20 protein-coding genes are annotated in these 19,767 nt (G+C 64.1%); 14 read left to right on the plus strand and 6 right to left on the minus strand.

Annotated elements, in window-relative coordinates; genetic code table 11:
- Positions 1–77 precede the first annotated feature (77 nt).
- Positions 78–305 (minus strand): hypothetical protein, encoded by a 228-nt coding sequence (locus KTJ89_RS02525; protein WP_139467077.1) that lies wholly within the window; start codon positions 303–305, stop codon positions 78–80.
- An 863-nt stretch (positions 306–1,168) separates the two neighbouring features.
- On the opposite strand from KTJ89_RS02525, the gene KTJ89_RS02530 reads away from it, so the two are divergent.
- Together KTJ89_RS02530 and KTJ89_RS02535 are read left to right on the plus strand one after the other, a co-directional pair.
- Positions 1,169–2,074, plus strand: a complete 906-nt coding sequence (locus KTJ89_RS02530) for a universal stress protein (protein WP_139467079.1) — start codon at positions 1,169–1,171, stop codon at positions 2,072–2,074.
- A gap of 133 nt (positions 2,075–2,207) precedes the next feature.
- A complete protein-coding gene (locus KTJ89_RS02535) occupies positions 2,208–2,951 on the plus strand; it encodes an alpha/beta fold hydrolase (RefSeq protein ID WP_253903692.1) in 744 nt (247 codons plus the stop codon).
- A gap of 94 nt (positions 2,952–3,045) precedes the next feature.
- Here the strand turns inward: KTJ89_RS02535 and KTJ89_RS02540 are convergent, their stop codons facing one another.
- On the minus strand, positions 3,046–3,276 hold the full coding sequence (locus KTJ89_RS02540) for a hypothetical protein (protein WP_259356737.1): 231 nt from the start codon (positions 3,274–3,276) through the stop codon (positions 3,046–3,048).
- A 72-nt stretch (positions 3,277–3,348) separates the two neighbouring features.
- Positions 3,349–3,768 (minus strand): phage holin family protein, encoded by a 420-nt coding sequence (locus KTJ89_RS02545; RefSeq protein ID WP_039210811.1) that lies wholly within the window; start codon positions 3,766–3,768, stop codon positions 3,349–3,351.
- Between the two features lie 252 nt (positions 3,769–4,020).
- Between KTJ89_RS02545 and KTJ89_RS02550 the strand changes: the two genes are divergently transcribed.
- Together KTJ89_RS02550 and KTJ89_RS02555 are read left to right on the plus strand one after the other, a co-directional pair.
- Positions 4,021–5,331, plus strand: a complete 1,311-nt coding sequence (locus tag KTJ89_RS02550) for an MFS transporter (RefSeq protein ID WP_229663914.1) — start codon at positions 4,021–4,023, stop codon at positions 5,329–5,331.
- Between the two features lie 147 nt (positions 5,332–5,478).
- Entirely contained in the window at positions 5,479–6,948 is a 1,470-nt protein-coding gene (locus KTJ89_RS02555) for a peptide MFS transporter (protein ID WP_172169317.1), read from the plus strand.
- Between the two features lie 282 nt (positions 6,949–7,230).
- On the opposite strand, the gene KTJ89_RS02560 is transcribed toward KTJ89_RS02555, so the two are convergent.
- On the minus strand, positions 7,231–8,088 hold the full coding sequence (locus KTJ89_RS02560) for a CPBP family intramembrane glutamic endopeptidase (protein ID WP_374990245.1): 858 nt from the start codon (positions 8,086–8,088) through the stop codon (positions 7,231–7,233).
- Positions 8,089–8,199: 111 nt separating this feature from the next.
- Here KTJ89_RS02560 and KTJ89_RS02565 point away from each other — a divergent pair, with 111 nt between their 5' ends.
- Positions 8,200–9,417, plus strand: coding sequence for a molybdopterin molybdotransferase MoeA (locus KTJ89_RS02565; RefSeq protein ID WP_259356739.1), 1,218 nt, complete (start codon positions 8,200–8,202; stop codon positions 9,415–9,417).
- 37 nt (positions 9,418–9,454) lie between these two features.
- Positions 9,455–10,657 (plus strand): ThiF family adenylyltransferase, encoded by a 1,203-nt coding sequence (locus tag KTJ89_RS02570; RefSeq protein WP_259356740.1) that lies wholly within the window; start codon positions 9,455–9,457, stop codon positions 10,655–10,657.
- A gap of 32 nt (positions 10,658–10,689) precedes the next feature.
- Here KTJ89_RS02570 and KTJ89_RS02575 read toward each other — a convergent pair whose 3' ends face one another.
- Positions 10,690–10,935: a MoaD/ThiS family protein gene (locus KTJ89_RS02575; protein ID WP_139467091.1), complete on the minus strand. Its 246-nt coding sequence runs from the start codon at positions 10,933–10,935 to the stop codon at positions 10,690–10,692.
- Positions 10,936–12,024 carry a GTP 3',8-cyclase MoaA gene (gene moaA / locus KTJ89_RS02580; protein WP_172169326.1) on the minus strand — a complete coding sequence of 363 codons (1,089 nt, stop codon included), beginning with the start codon at positions 12,022–12,024 and terminating at the stop codon, positions 10,936–10,938.
- Positions 12,025–12,065: 41 nt separating this feature from the next.
- Here moaA and KTJ89_RS02585 point away from each other — a divergent pair, with 41 nt between their 5' ends.
- From KTJ89_RS02585 to KTJ89_RS02620, 8 genes are all read left to right on the plus strand, one after another.
- Positions 12,066–13,274 (plus strand): molybdopterin molybdotransferase MoeA, encoded by a 1,209-nt coding sequence (locus KTJ89_RS02585; protein WP_259356741.1) that lies wholly within the window; start codon positions 12,066–12,068, stop codon positions 13,272–13,274.
- On the plus strand, positions 13,271–13,741 hold the full coding sequence (gene moaC, locus KTJ89_RS02590) for a cyclic pyranopterin monophosphate synthase MoaC (protein WP_172170255.1): 471 nt from the start codon (positions 13,271–13,273) through the stop codon (positions 13,739–13,741). The genes KTJ89_RS02585 and moaC overlap by 4 nt, the downstream gene beginning before the upstream one ends.
- The gene (locus KTJ89_RS02595; protein ID WP_259356742.1) at positions 13,738–14,169 is read left to right on the plus strand and encodes a molybdenum cofactor biosynthesis protein MoaE; all 432 of its coding nucleotides are present in this window, start codon (positions 13,738–13,740) and stop codon (positions 14,167–14,169) included. Before moaC ends, KTJ89_RS02595 begins: the two co-directional genes overlap by 4 nt.
- Positions 14,166–14,567, plus strand: a complete 402-nt coding sequence (locus KTJ89_RS02600) for a TOBE domain-containing protein (protein WP_259356743.1) — start codon at positions 14,166–14,168, stop codon at positions 14,565–14,567. Before KTJ89_RS02595 ends, KTJ89_RS02600 begins: the two co-directional genes overlap by 4 nt.
- A gap of 95 nt (positions 14,568–14,662) precedes the next feature.
- Positions 14,663–15,427 carry a molybdate ABC transporter substrate-binding protein gene (gene modA, locus KTJ89_RS02605; RefSeq protein ID WP_259356744.1) on the plus strand — a complete coding sequence of 255 codons (765 nt, stop codon included), beginning with the start codon at positions 14,663–14,665 and terminating at the stop codon, positions 15,425–15,427.
- Positions 15,428–15,429: 2 nt separating this feature from the next.
- Positions 15,430–17,163, plus strand: coding sequence for an ABC transporter permease (locus KTJ89_RS02610; RefSeq protein WP_259356745.1), 1,734 nt, complete (start codon positions 15,430–15,432; stop codon positions 17,161–17,163).
- 28 nt (positions 17,164–17,191) lie between these two features.
- Positions 17,192–18,883 (plus strand): AMP-binding protein, encoded by a 1,692-nt coding sequence (locus KTJ89_RS02615; protein WP_259356746.1) that lies wholly within the window; start codon positions 17,192–17,194, stop codon positions 18,881–18,883.
- A gap of 127 nt (positions 18,884–19,010) precedes the next feature.
- A complete protein-coding gene (locus KTJ89_RS02620; RefSeq protein WP_374990246.1) occupies positions 19,011–19,760 on the plus strand; it encodes an amino acid ABC transporter ATP-binding protein in 750 nt (249 codons plus the stop codon).
- Positions 19,761–19,767: the final 7 nt, after the last annotated feature.

Below are 19,767 nucleotides of genomic sequence, written 5' to 3' on the forward strand. Positions count from 1 at the left end.
GGCCGACCCCGCGGCCCGAGTCCGATGAACTCGGGCCGCGGCGAGTCAGCTATCCGCCGAGGATTCTCCGCGGTGGATCAGATGAACGGCCGGACCTGGCTGAGGTAGCGCACGATATCCCGCTCGCGCAGTTCACGTACGCGCTGCTCGCGAGCGTGTTCGCGCAGGCGAGCCTGCTGACGACGGGCAACCTTCAGGCGGCGAGACTCGGGTGTCGGGGCTGGGCGGCGCGCCCACCGGATGAGCTTCATTCCGGTGCTCAGGGCCCAGCGTCGTGGATAGGTGAATGGGAATGTGGTGGACACAATTATTCCTCGTGGTTTTCGGGCAGGGGATATCCGCAAATGGGCAGGAGATATCCCGGAATGGCGGTCAGATAAACAATTGCCGAAAAAGTCGCGACATTGACAATGAATCGCCTGCGCAAGGGTGCATATGACAAAGGCAGCTAATTGCCAATAAGGGAATAGGTCATTGCAATGACAGATTCACTGATATGGCAACGGAATACGATAGGCAATGAATCCGAACTGGTCGGCCGCACAGCGGAAGGCGCCAGGTGGTACGGCGCTCACTCGCGAATGCAGCAGATCGGACCGAACTCAATGATGTCGGCGTGAAGTGGCCGGATCAGGTGCGGCAACTGGCGGTGCTGGGCACAGCAGGGATGCCGAAAGTGATCTGGACACAAGCCGGGCGTGAAGAATGCCGGATATCAGGCAACCGGTGGCTCAGAGGACAACGGTGGCCGGAAGCCAACCGGTGGAAAAGACGTGGGAGACGGCTGTGTCAGCCGACGAGTCCTTGTCCGCCAATCGGGCAGGCAGCGTATTCATGCCAAGGCGTTCGAAGGTCAGGGCCTGCAAGAAAATTCATCATCGTAACTGCTCTCCTTTCATGGTCGTGGATCTCGTGGGGACGGCGTCAACGTCCGCTATTGTCAAGGTGCAATCAGGGTGGTGTCTGCGAATCCGTAATTGCACTGTCGAATTTAGCACAGCTTTCATTGCGTGTGGGAGTTTTGTTCATTATTTTCTCAAATATTTTCACTTCGACTGTTCGGGCGAGAAAGACGGTTCGTGAAAACTGTTGGTCGAAGCGCTGTTTGGGCCGACGTAGAATCGGAAGAGACGTGCATCAGTCGGACACGCAGCTTGAGGAGTTGAGGATGTCAGAGACCGCCACCACCAGACGTCTGGTCGTCGGATACATCGCCACGGATCGGGGCCGGGATGCGATCTCGCTGGCCATTTCGATCGCGCGTTCCATCGACGTCGAACTCGTGGTCACCATCGTCCGTCCGGAATCATCGACGATTCTCGCCGGCAGCGCCGTGCCCAAGGACGGGGCCGGGATCGTGGCCCAGCAGATCGACGATTGGCTGGACGAAGCCCTGGCACTCATCCCCGATGACATCCGCGCCAGAGGCTGCATCCACATCGCCTCGAACGAATCCAAGGGCCTCATGGAGGTCGCCGAGCAGGAAGGCGCACTGGGCATCATCATCGGTGCACGGGCCACCACACTGATGCGCCAACTGCGCATCGGCACGGTCGCTTCATCGCTGCTGCACTCGTCGACGGTGCCCGTCGTGCTCGCCCCGTCGGGCAGGTCCGACATCGGGCCGATCTCGCGGGTGACCGCACTCTACGGGGCTCGCCCAGGTGCTTCGTCACTCATCGGAGCGGCCATCGAATCGGCTGTCGGCCTCGGAGTCGATCTCAGACTGCTGTCCCTGATCGAGAACGACGGACTCTATGACGACGAGGTCGCCGAGATCACCGAATTCGCCGAACAGTACGGGGGAGCGGTGCTGGCGGACGACGCTTCGGAGATGCTGGCCTCTGGCCGTGCGACGGTGAGAACCAAGGCCGGAGCCGATATCGAAGAGGCCGCCGAGACCATCGACTGGCAGCCCGGCGACCTCGCCTTCATCGGATCGAGCCGCTTGGGCCACGGAGGCAAGGTCGCAATCGGTGCGAGGGCTCGCCGTCTGCTGCGTGTCCTGCCCGTTCCGGTGGTGGTCGTGCCCCGACGTGCCGTGAGTCGACTGCACACCGCCGAAACCGACTGAGGTGCGGATACGAGAATCACAGCGGACCGACATCCGGCTGGGCTCCCACAGCACGGCCGCGTGGATCCATCCGGGTGAGCGGCGTCGGCGTCCGCTGCTGATGGTGCATGGCTTCCGTGGGGATCATCATGGAATGGACCTCATCGCCGGCAGCATCACCGACCGCGAGGTGGTCGTGCCCGACCTGCCCGGGTTCGGTCTCACTGCCCCGCTGGATTCGGGTTCGTCGCTCTCTGCCTTCGTCGATCATCTCCTCGCTCTGCGCGCCGAGGTGGGCAGGCAGCGGGGCGTGACACCGATCCTGGTGGGGCACTCCTTCGGGTCGATCCTGGTCAGCCACCTGGCGGCCTCCCACCGGGACGTCGTCGACGAGCTCGTGCTCATCAATCCGATCACCAGCCCCGCCCTCGAAGGGCCCGCACGATTCCTCACCGCGGTCACCCGCGCCTATTACGCCCTCGGTGCGCGGCTGCCCGAGCGAGCCGGTCGCTCCCTGCTGAGCAACCCCGTGATCGTCCGGGCCATGAGCGTGGCCATGGCCACGACTCGCGACCCCGGCCTGCGTTCGTACATCCATGATCAGCATTCGCGGCACTTCTCGTCGTTCGCTGACCGCGCGTCCCTGTCAGAGGCCTTCGCGACGTCCGTCGCGCACACCGTCACCGAGGTGGCCGACCACCTGAATATGCCCACGCTCGTCATCGCCGGCGATCAGGACGCCATTGCCCCGATCGGCCCGACCCGGGCATTCGTGGAGAAGCTCCCCGACGTCGAATTCGTGGAATTGGATGGGGTGGGCCACCTCGTGCACTATGAACGGTCGGAGGAGGCCGCCTCGGCGATCATGGATTTCTGCCACCGGCGAATCGACCGGTGATTCGGCGCGTGACAGGCCCAAGGCAGATACGGTGAATCGACGAAGGGCCGCTGCGCATCAGCGCAGCGGCCCTTCTCTTCAACCGTGTTGGAGATCAGCGGCGGGAGTCGCGTGCCCAGCGGTAGAGAATCGGCACGAGGAATGCGAAGCACGACGCGAGCAGACCACCCCAGAACACCCAGAACTCGGTTCCCTCAGGTGAGGAGAATGAGGCTCCGAAGAGGTAGAGTCCGAACACGAACAGAGCGAAGGCGAAGACGAAGACGGTGACATCGGCGAACGATGCTGAATTGCGGGTTCTCTTCGGGGCGGCGATATCGGACATGGTCTCCTCCGGCGATGTTTCTGGTGGTCAGCTGACTCTCAGCAACAGTCTACATCGCGTAGAGGACTTTGCTCATCTCCGGTCGTGTTCGGCGCTTCGCTCCGGGACCAGCCAACCGAGCAGAGCCGAGACGATCGAGACGATGATCGCGGCGAAGATGGCGGAGAAGAAGAACGAATCGATGGTGAACTCGAACGGGGTGAACCCGCTGAGCCAACTCGTCAGCGCCAACATGATCGCGTTGATGACGATGGAGAACAGTCCCAGGGTCAGACACGTGATCGGAGCCGAGACGAAGCTGAGGATCGGTTTGATGAAGGCATTCGCCAATCCGAAGATGAGGCCGATGACGAGGTAGGAGATGATCATCGCCGGAATGGCGCCGGCCTGCTCCTCGACGACCCGGTTCCCTGTGATCGTCACACCCGGCAGGATCCAGGCCGCCACCCAGATCGCACAGGCGTTGACGATGACGCGAGACAAGAAGTTCATAGCCGTCATCCTCGCAGACCGATCTGCGTTCTTTCTGAGTCGCGGATGGGAATGAGGTCCGTGCCATGGTGATCAAACTCAACGTCGCTTGGTGCATTGGCACTCGAATCGGATCGCCAAACACAGTAGCCTGAAGGTGAACCCTTCGGTTCGACTTTCTCAGATCAACAGCGTGCACCTACCGAGTGATTTGATCCAGGTCACCACGGCGGCACGACCTCCCGGACGAACGGGAGCAGAAACTGGATTGATATGACAGACAGCGACATGCCCGCCTCGGCTCGGCGCACCACCGCGCAGCAGTCCTCACCGACTCTGTTCTCGGCCGTCGGACGCAGCTATTTCCCGATCGCCTTCGTCGCCCGCATGCCTTTCGCCATGATCGTCGTCGGTGTGCTCACCCTCGTTGTGGCCGGCCGCGGATCGCTGAGCTTGGGCGGGATCAACTCAGCTGTGGTCGGATTGGGCACGGCTCTGTTCGGTTCCTTCATCGGGGCGGCCGCCGACCGGTGGGGTCAGCGCTATGTTCTGCTCATCGCCGGGATCCTCAACTGCCTGGCGCTGACCTTCATGGCGTGGGTCGTCTTCAGCCCGCTGCCGGATTTCGTCGTGTTCATCGCCGCCTTCGCGATCGGTGCCACCTCACCTCAGGTCGCGCCGATGTCGCGGTCTCGCCTCGTCGACATCGTCATGTCCGTGCTGCCCTTGTCGAGGCGGCCGAAGGTGCTCAATGCCACGATGGCCTATGAATCCGCAGCCGATGAGGTCATCTTCGTCTTCGGACCCTTCCTCGTCGGACTCTTGGCGACCTTCTTCACCCCGGTCGCGCCCATCATCGGGGCGATCGTGATGACGCTCGTCTTCGTCTCCGCCTTCGCACTCCACCCGACCGGGCGGGCGCGTTCGACTGGAACGTCGAGCAGCCTCGGCGAGCGTGCCCCCGCCAAGGACATGTTCACCGCCGGTGTCTTCGTCATCATCCTCGGTGTCTTCGGCGTCGGAATGGTGTTCGGCTCCACCCTCACCGCTCTCACCGCGCTGACCAACGACATCGGCCGGCCGGAGGAGGCCGGTCTCATCTACGGAGTGATGGGCATCGGCTCTGCGGTGCTGGCGATCTCGGTGGCGCTGTTCCCCTCTGCGTTCGCTCTGTGGGCGCGACTGCTGTGCTTCGCGCCCATTCTGGTCACGGGATCGGTCATCCTCGCGTCGACGGAATCGATGCCGATCATCGTCATGGCTCTGCTGCTCATGGGCACGGGAATCGGCCCGAGCCTCGTCACCCTCTTCAGCCTCGCCGCCGAACGTGCGCCGCTCGGACGGTCGGCGACCGTGATGTCGATGGCGGGGTCGGCGATCATCGTCGGCCAATCGGTGTCCTCGGCGATCAACGGAATCCTCGCCGAGGATCGGGGAACGGCCGTGGCGATGGCCGTCCCGGTGGCCGCCTCGGCGATCGTCCTGTGTGCCGGTGTCCTCAATCTGTTCGTCGGGAGGCGCCGCGATCTGAGCTCTGACAAGCCGTCACGGCAGCGCGTCGACGGAGCCGAGGAAGAGATCTGAATCACTTCGACTTTCCGTGTTTTGGGACGGCGTGTCCCAGGCATTGCCAGGTGTGACCGGGACATAACCGAGGAGTAGGATGTCCGCTGGTCCATCGTGAAATGCGCCACGGATCGTGGCCTCTCACACCACTACGGAAAGCACACAATGTCTTCAAGCACCTCGACGACCGAGGCCGTCCGCAGCGATACCCGCTTCTTCGGACACCCTCTGCCGCTCATGCAGCTGTTCAGCCTGGAACTGTGGGAGCGATTCTCCTACTACGGGATGAACGGCATCCTCGCGATTTACCTCTACTTCAGCGTCACCGACGGCGGCATGGGGATGGAGCAGGGTACGGCCGTGGGCATCGTCGGTGCGTACGGCGGTGCCGTCTTCCTCGCCACGATCCTCGGCGCCTGGATTGCCGACCGGCTGGCGGGAGCGGAGAAGGTCCTCTTCTACTCCGCGATCATCATCATGGTCGGCCACATCTGCCTGGCTTTCATCCCCGGCTTCGGGGGAGTGGCCGTCGGCCTCATCCTTGTCGCGCTCGGCTCGGGCGGTCTCAAGGCGAACGCCTCGGCGCTGGTCGGTGAACTCTACGAAGAGAAGGACCCGCGTCGTGACGCCGGCTTCACCATCTTCTACATGGGCGTGAATATCGGTGCCCTCCTCGGCCCGCTGCTCACCGGACTCCTGCAGAAGAACATCGGATTCCACTATGGATTCGGGGCCGCCGCGGTCGGTATGGCACTCGGCCTGATCATCTACCTCACCGGTCGCAAGAGCCTGCCGCCGGAGTCTCGTGTTGCAGTCAATCCGCTGCCGAAGAACAAGCTCTACCTCTTCATCGTGGCCGTCGTGGTCGTCATTCTCCTCGCCGTCATTCTATGGATGACGAAGATCGTCAACGCGGAAAACCTCGATTGGTGGATCGCCGGGATCTCTGCCGGAGCGGCCGCCTGCTACTTCATCGTCATGTACACCTCGCCGCAGACGAACTCCGACGAACGCTCTCGTGTTCTCGCCTTCATCCCGTTCTTCCTGACGGTTGTGGTGTTCTGGTCGATGTACCAGCAGATCTTCGGAGTGCTGACCGTCTACTCGGATACTCAGCTCAACCGGTCGATCTTCGGATGGGAGATGCCGATCAACTGGATCCAGCTGATCCCTGCGTTCTTCGTCATCGTCTTCGCCCCGCTGTTCGCGACGATGTGGATGAAGCTCGGACCCAAGCAGATCTCGACACCGGTCAAGGCCGGACTGTCACTCGTGCTCATCGGCATCGGCTTCCTCATGTTCCTGCCCTTCGCTGAGGCCGGCCCCAATGAGACTCCGCTGCTGTGGGTGGCTCTCACATTGGCCGTATTCGTCTTCGGTGAGCTGCTCATCTCGCCGGTGGGCCTGTCGTTCTCGACGAAAGTCGCTCCGAAGGTCTTCCAGTCGCAGATGATCGCCGTGTTCTTCCTTGCCTCGGGTGTCGGTACGGCACTGTCCGGTGTGCTCGGCGGGTACTTCGACGCCGGCAACCAGGCACCCTACTGGCTGTCGGTCGGCGGATCGTCGGTCGTGCTCGGCCTGCTCGCGCTGACGCTGACGAAGCCGATGCTGGGGCTGCTGCGCGGAATCCGCTGATTCAGTAGCTTCGCGCATAGCCAGCGCAGTCCGAAGGCTCCTGTGGGTCACCGCCTCACGGGAGCCTTCGTCGTTTCCGGGCGGGCATCCCTCACCCGCAGTGTCGCTTCAGAGCGTTGCAGCACGAGGGTGTGGCCGGACGGGTGAGGGATGCGGGAGCAACGGTATGAATTGGCACTAATGGGAGGGCGTGCGACCAACGGGAGGGCGTGACGCTGGCGCGGCAAATCGCGAGCACAGCGCCGCACAGCCTCGGCGAGCGCGAGGGACGCGACCCCCGAGTCAGACGCCGATGAAGATGGGCAGCGCGTCAGGATGGTGGGCGTGGACGATCGTGAGGAACACGAGCGCGTCGAAGAGCAGATGCACCGTGACCGTATACGGCAGCGATTTCGTGCGAGTGAAGATGAAGGCCTGCACGAGTGCGAAGGGGATCGTCAGCAGCGGACCGATCGACCGGTAGCCGAGCTCCCAGAGGAACGAGACGAAGATGATCGTGGTGAATATGTTCGCGGTCCAGAACGAGAAGTGTTTGCGCAGGAGCGCGAAGACCGTGCAGATGAAGAACAGCTCGTCCCAGATGCCCACGGCGTTGACCCCGAAGAACAGTCGGATGATCTCCGACCAGTTCGTCAGCGGAGGCCAGTTGAGGTAGACCCCGGTGCGCATGAAGTACTGCGGCAGCACTGCCCAGGCGACCACAACGACGAAGACCAGCCAGGCCCATTCCAGCCGCGACCAGGGCTGGCCGCGACGCAGCGGAAACTGGATCGTCTCGTCATCGAACACGTAACGAGTCACGAGCCAAGGGCCGATGACGACGGCCGAGAGCACAACGCCCATGCGTGCGATGTTCGACCACGAGATATCGGCTTCGACCGATATCGCCGAGATGAGAGCGAGACACGCGGCGATGATGCTGAGGTCTCTGGCGAAACTCCGATTGACACTCCACGCGATGATCAGGGCCGCGAGCATCGGTGCGTATCCGAAGGCGCGGACCTGCGGAAACGTCGTTCCCAGGCCGAAGAGCACAACCGCCGAGACCGCCAGCGAGGCAGCCGCAGCGGCCTCCCAGCTGAGCGGTTTCAACTGTGAGGATTCGATGGTTACTGCTCGGTCAGTGTCCACGCTCCACACTGTAGACGAACCCGGTCCGAGTCGCACCGGAACTTCGACCAGTGCCGCACCGAATCATCGCGTCTGGCTCCGCCGATTCACAAGTAGGATCGGAGCGAGGGAAGGACATCATTGGACCCAGAGGACTACTCCGAGCTCATCGCCGAATTGGCACCGAATCTCCACACCGAGACGACGCCGGTACGCAGCGCCGTCGGGCGCACCACGGCCTCGGACATCAGAGCTCCGCGATCGGTGCCCGACTTCGCCGCCTCGGCGATGGATGGTTTCGCCCTCGACGGCGCGGCCCTGAACTCCGCCCGCGACGGGAACGCCATTCGAGTCGTCGGCGACACCCCCGCCGGACATTCCGCCGTCACGCTGCAGACGGGATGTGCCGTGCGCGTGATGACAGGTGCTCCCGTTCCCTCCGGCGCCGAGGCGGTCGTCCCTGTCGAGCTGACCGACGCTCGACAGACCGGGCCGGCTCCCGAAGCCATCCGAATCGATTCCCTCCCCGCCGCTGTCCCGCCCGGGTGGAACATCCGCTCGATCGGTGAGGACATGTGCCGGGGCGACATCGTCCTGACCGCCGGGGAGCGGATCACCTCAGCCGGAGTCGGCGTGCTGGCGATGCTCGGCATCACCGAGATCGAAGTTCTCCGCAGACCCCGCATCGGTCTGATCGTCACCGGGGACGAAATCCAGGGTGCCGACCAGACAGGTGAGAGTCGCACCGAGGCGGCCGCCTCCTCGATCTTCAATTCGAACCGGCCGATGCTCGCCGCCGCAGTCCGCGGCTTCGGTGCCGAACCCATCGAAGCCACGTGCAGCGACGACGCCGACGAGCTGCGCGGTGTGCTCACGACGATGAGCGCCGAGGCCGACCTCGTTGTGACAACCGGAGGTATCAGCGCCGGTGCCTTCGAAGTCGTCCGTCAGGTCCTGGAACCCGACCATTCGACGTTCCGCCGACTGGATATGCGACCCGGATCGCCTCAGGGCTTCGGACGCCGCGGCACTCTGCCGCTCATCCATCTGCCCGGCACTCCACAGGGAGCCTTCGTCGCCTTCCACCTCTTCGTCGGCTCGCTGCTGACCGGGAAGAGCCTGCGACGGAGATGGCGGAAGGGACTTCTCGCAGGACCCGATCTGCGAACACACGGAAACGCCGTCACTTTCCGTCCCGGCACCTTCACCGAATCAGGGGAGATCCTCCCTGCCGACCGGTCCAGGCTTCCGAACTTCGCCGCGGCCGATGTGATCATCAGAATCCCGCGCGGCACCGATACCCCGCATGGTTCAGCAGAACTGTGCGCAGGCACGGCCATCGACTACCTCGAGTGCTGACGCCTTCCCTCCCTCCCTTCCGGATTAGGATGGGGTCATGTCGACTTCACGCCTGAGTCCTGCCGACCGGACCCGCTACGCCCGGCAGATCCGACTGTCCGGATTCGGTGAAAGCGCGCAGGCCGCACTGCTCGACTCGCATGTTGTCGTCATCGGTGCCGGGGGACTCGGCGCCCCGATACTCAGCTACCTCTCGGCCGTCGGCATCGGCACGATCACCGTGATCGATCCCGATGTCGTCGAGCTGAGCAATCTGCATCGCCAGGTCATCCACACCGAGGCGGCCATCGGCACTCGTAAGATCGATTCCGCCCGGCAGCGGATGAACGGGATCAATTCGTCGATCGAGGTCCGGACGATTCCGCAGCTGCTCACTCCGGACAACGCTCTCGAACTCTTCGAAGGCGTCGACATCGTCGTCGACGGCAGCGACAACTTCGCCACCCGCTACCTTGCCAACGATGCCTGTGAGATTCTCGGAATCCCACTCGTGTGGGGGACGATCCTCGGTTTCGACGGTCAGGTCGCCGTCTTCGATGCCGAACGCGGCGCCACACTGCGCGACCTCTACCCCGAGGTTCCGGCTCCGGGCAGTGTGCCCGACTGTTCGGTCGCCGGAGTCCTCGGGCCCCTGTGCGGAAGCATCGGATCCGCGATGGCGATGGAGGCCATCAAGGTGCTCACCGGAATCGGCACACCGCTCGTCAACAGCGTGGCCATCCACAGCAGCCTCGACACCAGTTGGGAGACGGTCCCGGTGCGACCGATTCCGGGCAGGCCTCCGGTGACAGACCTCGGGCAGCACCGCGGCGACTACGCCCAGCACACGTTCGACTCACTCAAGACCGACGACACCGCAGAGAGAACAGCCGGTCCGACCACAGGGGAAAGCCTTCTGGGGCCGGCCACCGTGACCTGGGCGGACGTCGAGGCCGACTCCATCCTCGTCGACATCCGCGATGACGATGAGGTCGCCTCGGGGATGGTCCCCAGTGCCATTCACATTCCGATGGACGAGCTGCTCGCCGATCCCAGCCGCCTGCCGACTCCCGACACAGCGGACACGTCCGCCTTCTCTGATGCCGCCCCAGCACGGCCGCACGGCATCGCCCTCTACTGCCGGTCGGGAGTGCGCTCGGCGAAGACCGCTGCGCAGCTGCGTTCACACGGCATGGCAGTGACGTCGGTCAACGGCGGATATCTCGCCTATCTGTCACAGGCGGCTCCAGAGCAGAGCTGACGAGGCTTCAACCGATCTCGCCGTTCAAGGTCCTACCCGCCGGCGAACGGCGGGAGGACATCGACGGTGTCACCGTCGGACAGTTTCACGGACCGATCGGTGGCGGCCACGGAATTGACGAGGAAGCTCGAGCGCGACAGCACGGTCGCGGCTTGGGGGTCGGCCGCCTCGGCGAGGGACGTGACGAGCTCATCGACGGACCCGGCACGGATCTGTGATTCGCGGGCGCCGAAGGCCTCCCGGGCTGCGGCGAAGAACCGAACGGTGATGGTGGGCACTTATCCTCCGATGGCGCTCATGGGTCGTTGTGGCTGCTCGAACGAATCCGTGTCCATCCCATGACCGGCGAGCTTCTTCCAGTGCGCACCCTTCCATAGGTTCGCAATCGATTCGTCGGAGGCACCATCGCGCATCGCCGTGAGCAGATCGACCTCGGTGCGAGAGAACAGGCAGGTGCGCACACGTCCCTCCGCGGTCAGGCGGGTGCGAGTGCAGTCGGCGCAGAAGGGACGCGTGACCGAAGCGATGATGCCGACAGTGCCGAGGATCGAATCGGGACGGCGTCGATCGGCGACGAGGAACTTCTCGGCCGGGGCCCCGTTCCGCGGGGCCGAATCCGGGGTGAGCACGAATCGGGGTTCGAGGAGGGCGAAGATGTCGGCTGCGGTGATCATCGACGTCCGTTCCCAGGAATGTCCGGCATCCAGGGGCATCTGTTCGATGAACCGCAGGCTCAGATCCTGCTCGAGACACCACTGCAGAAGATCAGGAGCCTGTGCATCGTTGACCCCCGGCAGCAGCACAGCGTTGATCTTCACAGGGTTGAGACCGGCGGCTTTCGCCCCGTCGATGCCCTCGAGCACACGTTTGAGGAACGGGCGCCGGGTCATGGTCGCGAAGGTCTCCGGATCGATCGTGTCGAGAGAGACGTTGATGCGATCCAGTCCCGCCGCTTTCAGCCCCGCGGCGCGTTTGTCCAGGCCGATCGCGTTCGTCGTCAGTGCGATGTTCGGTCGCGGCTCCAGTGCTGCGACGCCGGCGATGATCTCGTTGATGTCCTTGCGGGTGAGAGGTTCGCCTCCGGTGAAGCGGACCTGGTCGACGCCGAACTTCTCCACGGCGATGCGGACGAAGCGGACGATCTCGTCACCGGACATTGCGGAGTCGCGAGACATGAACTCGACGCCCTCTTCCGGCATGCAGTAGGTGCAGCGCAGATTGCAGAAGTCGGTGAGGGAGATGCGGAGGTCGCGAGCGCGGCGATCGAAGGTGTCGAGCAGCGAGTCCTCCTTATGAGCGGTGAACTCCTCGCCCGGGTCCACCGTCGGAGTTCTCAGCACCGGCATGGGCAGGCCGATCTTCTCCATTGCGTCATCCTCCTTGAACAGCGTGTCGATATCATCGTCCCATGACTACTGCGAAGATGCATCGTGAGCGCATATCCGAGATCATATCGCCGCTGACCGGTCCGGTGAGCCTGCCGCTGAGTTCACTGCTGGAAGCGCCGAGGCGACTGACCGCCGATGTGGAATCGCCGATCGATGTGCCCGGCTTCGACAACTCGAGCATGGACGGCTACGCCCTGGCCGCGGCCACCGTGGAGGAGATGCGGCAACGCCCGATTCTCGTATGCGGTCGCGTCGCAGCGGGGTCCCGTGGTGAGACAGTCCAGCCGGGCACCGCGGTGGAGATCATGACCGGGGCACCGCTGCCGCAGGGAACCGATATGGTCGTCAAGATCGAAGACACCTCGCCGGGACGCTTCGGTGCCGAATCCATCACCCTCGACGCTCATGCGGAACCGCGCCCGGGAGCATTCGTCCGCCCCCGCGGCTCCGACGTGAGCGCCGGTCAGACCGTGTTGAGCGCGGGCACCATGCTGACGCCCGCTCACCTCGGCGTGGCCGCCGCGTGTGGAGTGAACGAACTGCCCGTGCTCGGCCTGCCGCGTGTCCTCGTCGTGAGCACGGGTGATGAGATCGCCGCCGAGGCGGCCGCCGGGATCAACGACGCGAATTCCGTGACGCTCAGCTCCGGGCTCCGCCGCCTCGGTGTCGACACCGAGGTCGCGTTCGTCCCCGACGACCCGCAGCAGCTGCTCGACCGAGTCCGCGACAGCGACGCTCAGCTGGTCATCTCGACCGGCGGCATCTCGAAGGGAGCGCACGAAGTCGTCAAACTCGCCGCCGACCTCGATGCGGACTCGTCGATGACCTTCGAACCGATCGCCATGCAGCCGGGGGGACCGCAGGGCTGCGGACGCCTGGCCGATCACGCGTGGGTGGCACTGCCCGGCAACCCGGTGAGCACACTCATCAGCTTCGAGCTCTTCATCCGCCCCGCCCTGCTCGGGCTGGCCGATCATGAAGCACCCCGGGAAGTCGCCCACCACCGACTGGCCCACGGATTCGACGAAGCCCCTCCAGCCGGAAAGCTGCAGGTCCGCCGCGCCAGACTGACTGAGGCAGGCCTCGAGTTCGTCGGTGACTCCCGATCCCACCTGCTGCACAGCTATGCCGAAGCCAGCCATCTCGTCTTCGTCTCACCCGAGGAGGCGGGCACAGGCGATCCGTTCTCAGCTGTGGGAGATAGGCTGATGACGTGGAAGATCGCATGAAACTCAGCCACGTCGACGCATCGGGGACCGCCCAGATGGTCGATGTCGGCGACAAAGACGTCACGAAGCGCCGGGCCGTCGCGTCCGGCCTCATCACCACTCGGTCCGAGGTCATCGACCTCATCGCCGAGGCGGGCCTGCCCAAGGGCGATGCCCTGCCCGTGGCCCGCATCGCGGCCGTGATGGGCGCCAAGCGCACCAGCGACCTCATCCCGCTGTGCCATCCGCTGCCGCTGACGGGAATCGATGTGGAGTTCGAACTCCGCGAGGATGCGGTGGCCATCACCGCCGCGGTCAAGACCGTGTCGAAGACCGGCGTCGAAATGGAAGCGCTGACGGCTGTGACCACGGCGGCGCTGACGATCTTCGACATGATCAAAGCCGTCGACAGTCGAGCCGTGATCGGCGACATCAAGGTCATCGAGAAGACCGGAGGAAAGAGCGGCGATTGGACACGAGAGTCATGAGCACCGGAACCGTCGTGACCACAGGAGTCGTCGAGACCCCGATTTCGACCCAGGAGCTCGAACCCGAGGTCCTCACCGACGCCTGTGGTGCCGCCGTCAGCTTCTCCGGTGTCATTCGCGACCACGATGAAGGCCGTGGAGTGAGCCGACTGCACTATGAATCCCACCCCCTGGCCTCAACACAGATCGCCGAGGTGGCGGCAGACGTCGCTGCCCGTCATCCCGCGGTCAGGCTCTCCGTCGTCCACCGCGTCGGTGACCTCGAGATCGGCGACGTGGCCCTGGCCGCGGTCGTCGCCTCCGCTCACCGGCAGGATTCCTTCCGCGCCTGCTCCGAGCTCATCGACGAGGTCAAGGCCCGGGTCGCGATCTGGAAACACCAGCACTTCAGCGATGGCACGGACGAATGGGTAGGAGCCCTCGAATGACACGACTGCGCATCAGCGATGCGGCACGCTTCCTCGGAGTCAGCGATGACACGGTTCGCCGGTGGGTCGCCGATGGTCGCCTCTCCCAACACAAAGACGCGTCGAACCGGGCGGTCGTCGAAGGCAGTGAGCTCGCCGCTCTCGCCCAATCATCGCCCGGGGCTCTGCCCGATCCCAGCGGCGTCGTGAGCTCCTCGCGCAACCGCTTCGCCGGACTCGTCACAGACGTCAACATCGACGGAGTGATGGCCCAGGTCAGCATGCAGTGCGGTCCCTTCCGCGTGGTATCGCTGATGTCGGCCGAAGCCTGTCGCGAACTCGAGCTCGAACCGGGAAGCCTCGCGACCGCCTCGGTGAAGGCGACGATGGTGTCGATCGACACCGTCCCGGGTTCGTGAGGGGCAGCCGACTCTTCCGTGCTGCGCAAATTATCCGAGTCTCATAATCGGAACTGAAGTCGACAGGAAACCGCATCTGCGGGTTCAATGGGGGTATGAAGAAAACCCTGCTGGGGCTCTGCACCGTCGCAGCCCTGACCCTGACCGCCTGCTCCTCCGGACCCGACACGGGGGCCGAAGCGGACCAACCGGAAGAGATCACCGTCTTCGCCGCCGCTTCGCTCACCGAAGTCTTCGAAGACATCGCCGATGAATTCAAGGCCGCCGACCCGAACGCACCCGATGTGAAATTCTCCTTCGCCGGATCGTCCGACCTGGTCTCCCAGATCTCCGAAGGCGCCCCCGCCGACGTCATCGCCACCGCTGATGAGAAGACCATGGACACGCTGGAGAACGATGACCTGCTCGCCGGCGAGCCTGAGATGTTCGCTTCGAACACGCTCACCCTGGCCGTGGCCGACGGCAATCCGAAGGCGATCAAGAGCTCCAAGGACTTCTCCGGCAACGACCTCGTCGTCTGCGCGCCTCAGGTGCCTTGCGGAGCCGCGACGGAGAAGTGGGCCGAGACCAATGACGTCGAACTCGATCCGGTCAGCGAAGAGAACTCGGTCACCGATGTCCTCGGCAAGGTGGGCGCCGGACAGGCCGATGCGGGAATCGTCTACGTCACTGATATCGCCCGTGGCGACGGCAAGGTCGAACAGGTCGATCTCGACGGCGCAGACAAGGTCATCAACAAGTACCCGGCCGCCACCGTCAAGGCCAGCGAGAACCAGGACCAAGCCGATGCCTTCGTGAAGTTCCTCGGCTCCGACACAGCCCAGAAGCTGCTGCGCGACGCCGGTTTCGCCGCAGGCTGACAATGCCCGCGCCCTCCCCGAACTCACCGGAGACGTCCCCGCCCCGCCGAGAGAGGCGGCTCAGATCGGATCCGCTCATCCCGGGCTGGCTGTGGCTGCCCGCCGTCATCGGCATCGTCTTCCTGCTCCTGCCGATCATCGGCCTGCTCACCCGGGTTGAACCGCAGGGTCTGCTCGCCGTGATCACGGCCGAGGAATCCCGACTGGCGATGAAGCTGTCCCTGCTGACCTCGGTGACCTCGGCCCTCATCAGCGTCCTCATCGGCTTTCCCCTCGGGTACCTGCTCGCCACCCGAACGTTCCCCGGCCAGCGCATCGTCCGCACCCTCATCCTGCTGCCCCTCGTGCTGCCACCGGTGGTCAGCGGACTCGCACTGCTCTACACCTGGGGGCGGTCGGCCATCCTCGGCGGAGGACTCGAAGCGGCGGGACTCAGCCTCGCCTACACCACCTCGGCGGTGATCATGGCGCAGGTCTTCGTGTCCCTGCCGTTCATGGTCATGTCTGTCGAGACCGCCACCGCTGGGCTCGGCCGCCGCTATGAGCTCACCGCCGCCGAGCTCGGCGCGAAACCCAATCGCGTCTTCTTCACCGTCACCCTGCCGCTGCTCCGACACGGGATCATCACGGGTGCCGTGCTGTGCTTCGCTCGCTCGCTCGGCGAGTTCGGGGCGACGCTGACCTTCGCCGGGTCGCTGTCCGGCGTCACCAGGACGATGCCGCTGCAGATCTATCTCGTGCGCGAATCCGACCCGCAGGCAGCCATCGGCCTCTCGCTCCTGCTCCTCGCCATCGCCGTGCTCATCATCATCCTCGCCTACCGGTCCCCGCACGCTCCCCGCCTGAAGTCCCCGCGCAGTTCCCCGACACCCACTCCCGCCGACACGGTCCCGGCTGCCGCCCCCGCCGAGGCGGACCCGCGCTCCCCGACGGATGTACCCGAACGTGGGGGAGCGGAGAGCACAGACGCGCAATCCGCTGACCCCGGGCAGGGCATCAGTGCCGAAATCCGACTCAGCGCCCGTGGAATCGCACTGGATCTCAGTGCCTCGCGGCCGGGAACCACCGCGATCATCGGTCGCAACGGCGCCGGAAAATCCACCTTGTTCCAGGTCCTCACCGGAGCCCTCGTGCCCGACTCCGGACGACTCCGCATTGGGGAGGACACGGTGTTCGATATCGCCGCGGGCCTGTGGCCACCCGTCCACGATCGCGGCATCGTCCATCTCGCGCAGAACCCGCTCCTGTTCCCGCACCTCAACGTCATCGAGAACGTCAGCTTCGGATTGCGGGCTTTGGGCGCGTCTCGCGGCGCCGCACATGAACGCGCGCAGGCGATGCTCGACCGCCTCGGCGTGGGTCAATGCGCGAACCGCAGACCGGACGCCGTCTCCGGCGGGCAGGCCGCCCGCATCGCCCTGGCTCGTGCTCTCGTCGTCGAGCCGAAGCTGCTGCTGCTCGACGAGCCTCTCGCCGCCCTCGACGTGGATGTGGCAGTCGAGACACGGCAAGTGCTGGCCCGTCTGCTCAAGGGTCGCAGCGCACTGCTCGTCACTCATGACGTCGACGATGTCACCGCCTTGGCCGACTCCCTGGTTCTGGTCGAGAACGGAACCGTCGCCCATTCCGCTCCCATGGGGCAGGTCGACCCCGAAACCGCAGGTGAGGGCGCTGAATTCCTCGTCAGTTTTTGCATGCGGGACCGTGACGGAATAGTGTGCAATCAGTCACAGTGAAAATTGGCATGCAAGGGAGCACACCGCAGTGTCCGAATTGTCTTACTCGTCGGGAACTTCGACGCAACCGCTGCTCGGGATCACCATCGCCGAGCACATCAAACGCACCGCAGCCGAGAATCCCGAAGCGCTGGCGTTGGTCGATCGGCATTCGAGCCGGAGGTGGACGTACGCCGAATTCGACCGCGACACCGACGCACTGGCCGTCGGGCTGATCGAACGTGGGGTGAAGAAGGGCGACCGCGTCGGCATCTGGGCGCAGAACGTCGGCGAATGGGCGCTCGTCCAGTACGCCACGGCGAAGATCGGGGCGATCCTCGTCAACGTCAACCCCGCCTATCGCAGCCACGAACTCGAGTTCGTCGTCGAACAGTCCGGAATGAGCCTGATGATCTCGCAGATCGTCGCGCCTCCGCACTCGGACTTCCACGCGATCGCCACCGAGGTGGCCGCCAAGATCCCCGGCCTCGACCTCGTCTTCCTCGACACGGTCGCCGAAGACCTCATCGGCGGTGTCACGGTGGGCGAGCGCGAATCCTTCGCCCACCTCATCGAGCAGGGTCGTGAGATGCTCGACGACGAAGGGGCGAAATACGCGGTGCGGCTGCAGCAGCTCATCGACGACCTCTCGGCCGATGATCCGATCAACATCCAATACACGTCCGGAACGACCGGATTCCCCAAGGGCGTGACGCTCAGCCACCACAACATCCTCAACAACGGCTTCTTCATCGGCGAGATGCTCTCGTACACCCCCGCCGACACCGTGGTCGTTCCCGTGCCGTACTACCACTGCTTCGGCATGGTCATCGGCAACCTGGCCGCACTCAGCCATGGCGCGGCGATCGTGCTTCCGGCTCCCGCCTTCGACCCGGTGGCGACGATGCGGGCGGTCACCGAAGAGCAGGCCACCTCGCTCTACGGAGTGCCGACGATGTTCATCGCGGAACTCGAGCATCCGCAGTTCGCGGAATTCGACTTCTCCTCGCTGCGCACCGGCGTCATGGCCGGTTCGCCCTGCCCGGTCAATACGATGCGTCGAGTCATCGACGATATGAACATGTCCGAAGTCGCCATCTGCTACGGCATGACGGAGACCGCGCCGGTGTCGATGATGACGCGAGTGGATGACTCACTGGAGAAGCGCACCGAGACGGTCGGCCGAGTCATGCCCCACCTGGAGATCAAGATCGTCGACCCCGTCACCGGACAGACCGTTCCGCGCGGCCAGAAGGGCGAATTCTGCACTCGCGGATACGCTGTCATGCTCGGCTACTGGAATCAGCCGGACAAGACGGCCGAAACCATCGATGCGGCTCGCTGGATCCACACCGGCGACCTGGCCATCATGGACGACGATGGGTACGTCGACATCTCCGGACGGATCAAGGACATGGTCATCCGCGGAGGCGAGAACATCTATCCGCGCGAGGTCGAGGAATTCCTCTACCATCATCCCGCGATCCGCGACGTCCAGGTCGTCGGCGTCTCCGATGAGAAGTACGGCGAGGAGCTCATGGCGTGGGTGATCCTCAAGGACGGATTCGACTCGCTCACCGCCGACGAGGTCCGTGAGTTCTGCTCCGGCAGACTCGCTCATTTCAAGATCCCTCGCTATGTCGAAGTCCGTGAGTCGTTTCCGATGACCGTATCGGGCAAGATCCGCAAGATCGAGCTGCGCAGAGAGGGCGAGAAGCTCGCTCACACGGCCGACGCCTGAGGGCGACGGGCACATCCAGGCAGGAACTGCAGCCGGACGAGTGCTCGAGGTCACAAGTCGGTTGCAGTTCTGTCTGCCCGGGGCGTGCCGTTCTTCTGCGCGCCCATATTCACTAGGATCACAACATATGAGAGCTGAATCACCACCACTGGTGTCCTTGAGCAATGTCGAGAAGCACTACGGCGACTTCCATGCGCTGAAGAACGTCAACCTCGATATCGCCGAACGCGAGGTCGTCGTCGTCATCGGCCCCTCCGGCTCGGGCAAATCGACCCTGTGCCGGACGATCAATCGGCTGGAGACCATCACCTCCGGCAGCATCACGATCGATGGCAGGGAACTGCCCGCCGAAGGCGCTGCCCTGGCTCAGCTGCGCTCCGACGTCGGCATGGTGTTCCAGGCCTTCAACCTCTTCGCCCACAAGACGATCCTTGAGAACGTCACTCTGGGACCGATCAAGGTACGCAAGATCCCGAAGTCCGAGGCGGACAAGCAGGCGATGGCGCTGCTCGAACGCGTCGGCGTCGCCCACCAGGCCGACAAATATCCGGCTCAGCTCTCCGGTGGTCAGCAGCAGCGTGTTGCGATTGCCCGGTCTCTGGCGATGAAGCCGAAGGTGATGCTCTTCGACGAGCCCACCTCGGCGTTGGACCCGGAGATGATCAACGAAGTCCTCGACGTCATGGTCGGACTCGCCGAGGAGGGAATGACCATGGTCGTGGTCACACACGAGATGGGCTTCGCCCGCAAAGCCGCCCATCGCGTGGTGTTCATGGCCGACGGGGAGATCGTCGAAGTCTCCGAACCCGAGGAGTTCTTCACGAACCCCCAGAGCGCCCGAGCCAAAGACTTCCTATCGAAGATCCTCACCAACTGACACCACC

The sequence above is a fragment of the Brevibacterium sediminis genome (genome assembly GCF_024895295.1).
Taxonomy (GTDB): Bacteria; Actinomycetota; Actinomycetes; order Actinomycetales; family Brevibacteriaceae; genus Brevibacterium; species Brevibacterium sediminis.

Bases quoted from the DNA above. Each gene is read 5' to 3' on its own strand.
- KTJ89_RS02530 (WP_139467079.1), top strand. From the start codon at position 1,169: ATGTCAGAGACCGCCACCACCAGACGTCTGGTCGTCGGATACATCGCC.
- KTJ89_RS02535 (WP_253903692.1), top strand. From the start codon at position 2,208: ATGGACCTCATCGCCGGCAGCATCACCGACCGCGAGGTGGTCGTGCCC.
- KTJ89_RS02540 (WP_259356737.1), bottom strand. From the start codon at position 3,276: ATGTCCGATATCGCCGCCCCGAAGAGAACCCGCAATTCAGCATCGTTC.
- KTJ89_RS02545 (WP_039210811.1), bottom strand. From the start codon at position 3,768: ATGAACTTCTTGTCTCGCGTCATCGTCAACGCCTGTGCGATCTGGGTG.
- KTJ89_RS02550 (WP_229663914.1), top strand. From the start codon at position 4,021: ATGACAGACAGCGACATGCCCGCCTCGGCTCGGCGCACCACCGCGCAG.
- KTJ89_RS02555 (WP_172169317.1), top strand. From the start codon at position 5,479: ATGTCTTCAAGCACCTCGACGACCGAGGCCGTCCGCAGCGATACCCGC.
- KTJ89_RS02570 (WP_259356740.1), top strand. From the start codon at position 9,455: ATGTCGACTTCACGCCTGAGTCCTGCCGACCGGACCCGCTACGCCCGG.
- moaA (WP_172169326.1), bottom strand. From the start codon at position 12,024: ATGGAGAAGATCGGCCTGCCCATGCCGGTGCTGAGAACTCCGACGGTG.
- KTJ89_RS02585 (WP_259356741.1), top strand. From the start codon at position 12,066: ATGACTACTGCGAAGATGCATCGTGAGCGCATATCCGAGATCATATCG.
- moaC (WP_172170255.1), top strand. From the start codon at position 13,271: ATGAAACTCAGCCACGTCGACGCATCGGGGACCGCCCAGATGGTCGAT.
- KTJ89_RS02595 (WP_259356742.1), top strand. From the start codon at position 13,738: ATGAGCACCGGAACCGTCGTGACCACAGGAGTCGTCGAGACCCCGATT.
- KTJ89_RS02600 (WP_259356743.1), top strand. From the start codon at position 14,166: ATGACACGACTGCGCATCAGCGATGCGGCACGCTTCCTCGGAGTCAGC.
- modA (WP_259356744.1), top strand. From the start codon at position 14,663: ATGAAGAAAACCCTGCTGGGGCTCTGCACCGTCGCAGCCCTGACCCTG.
- KTJ89_RS02610 (WP_259356745.1), top strand. From the start codon at position 15,430: ATGCCCGCGCCCTCCCCGAACTCACCGGAGACGTCCCCGCCCCGCCGA.
- KTJ89_RS02620 (WP_374990246.1), top strand. From the start codon at position 19,011: ATGAGAGCTGAATCACCACCACTGGTGTCCTTGAGCAATGTCGAGAAG.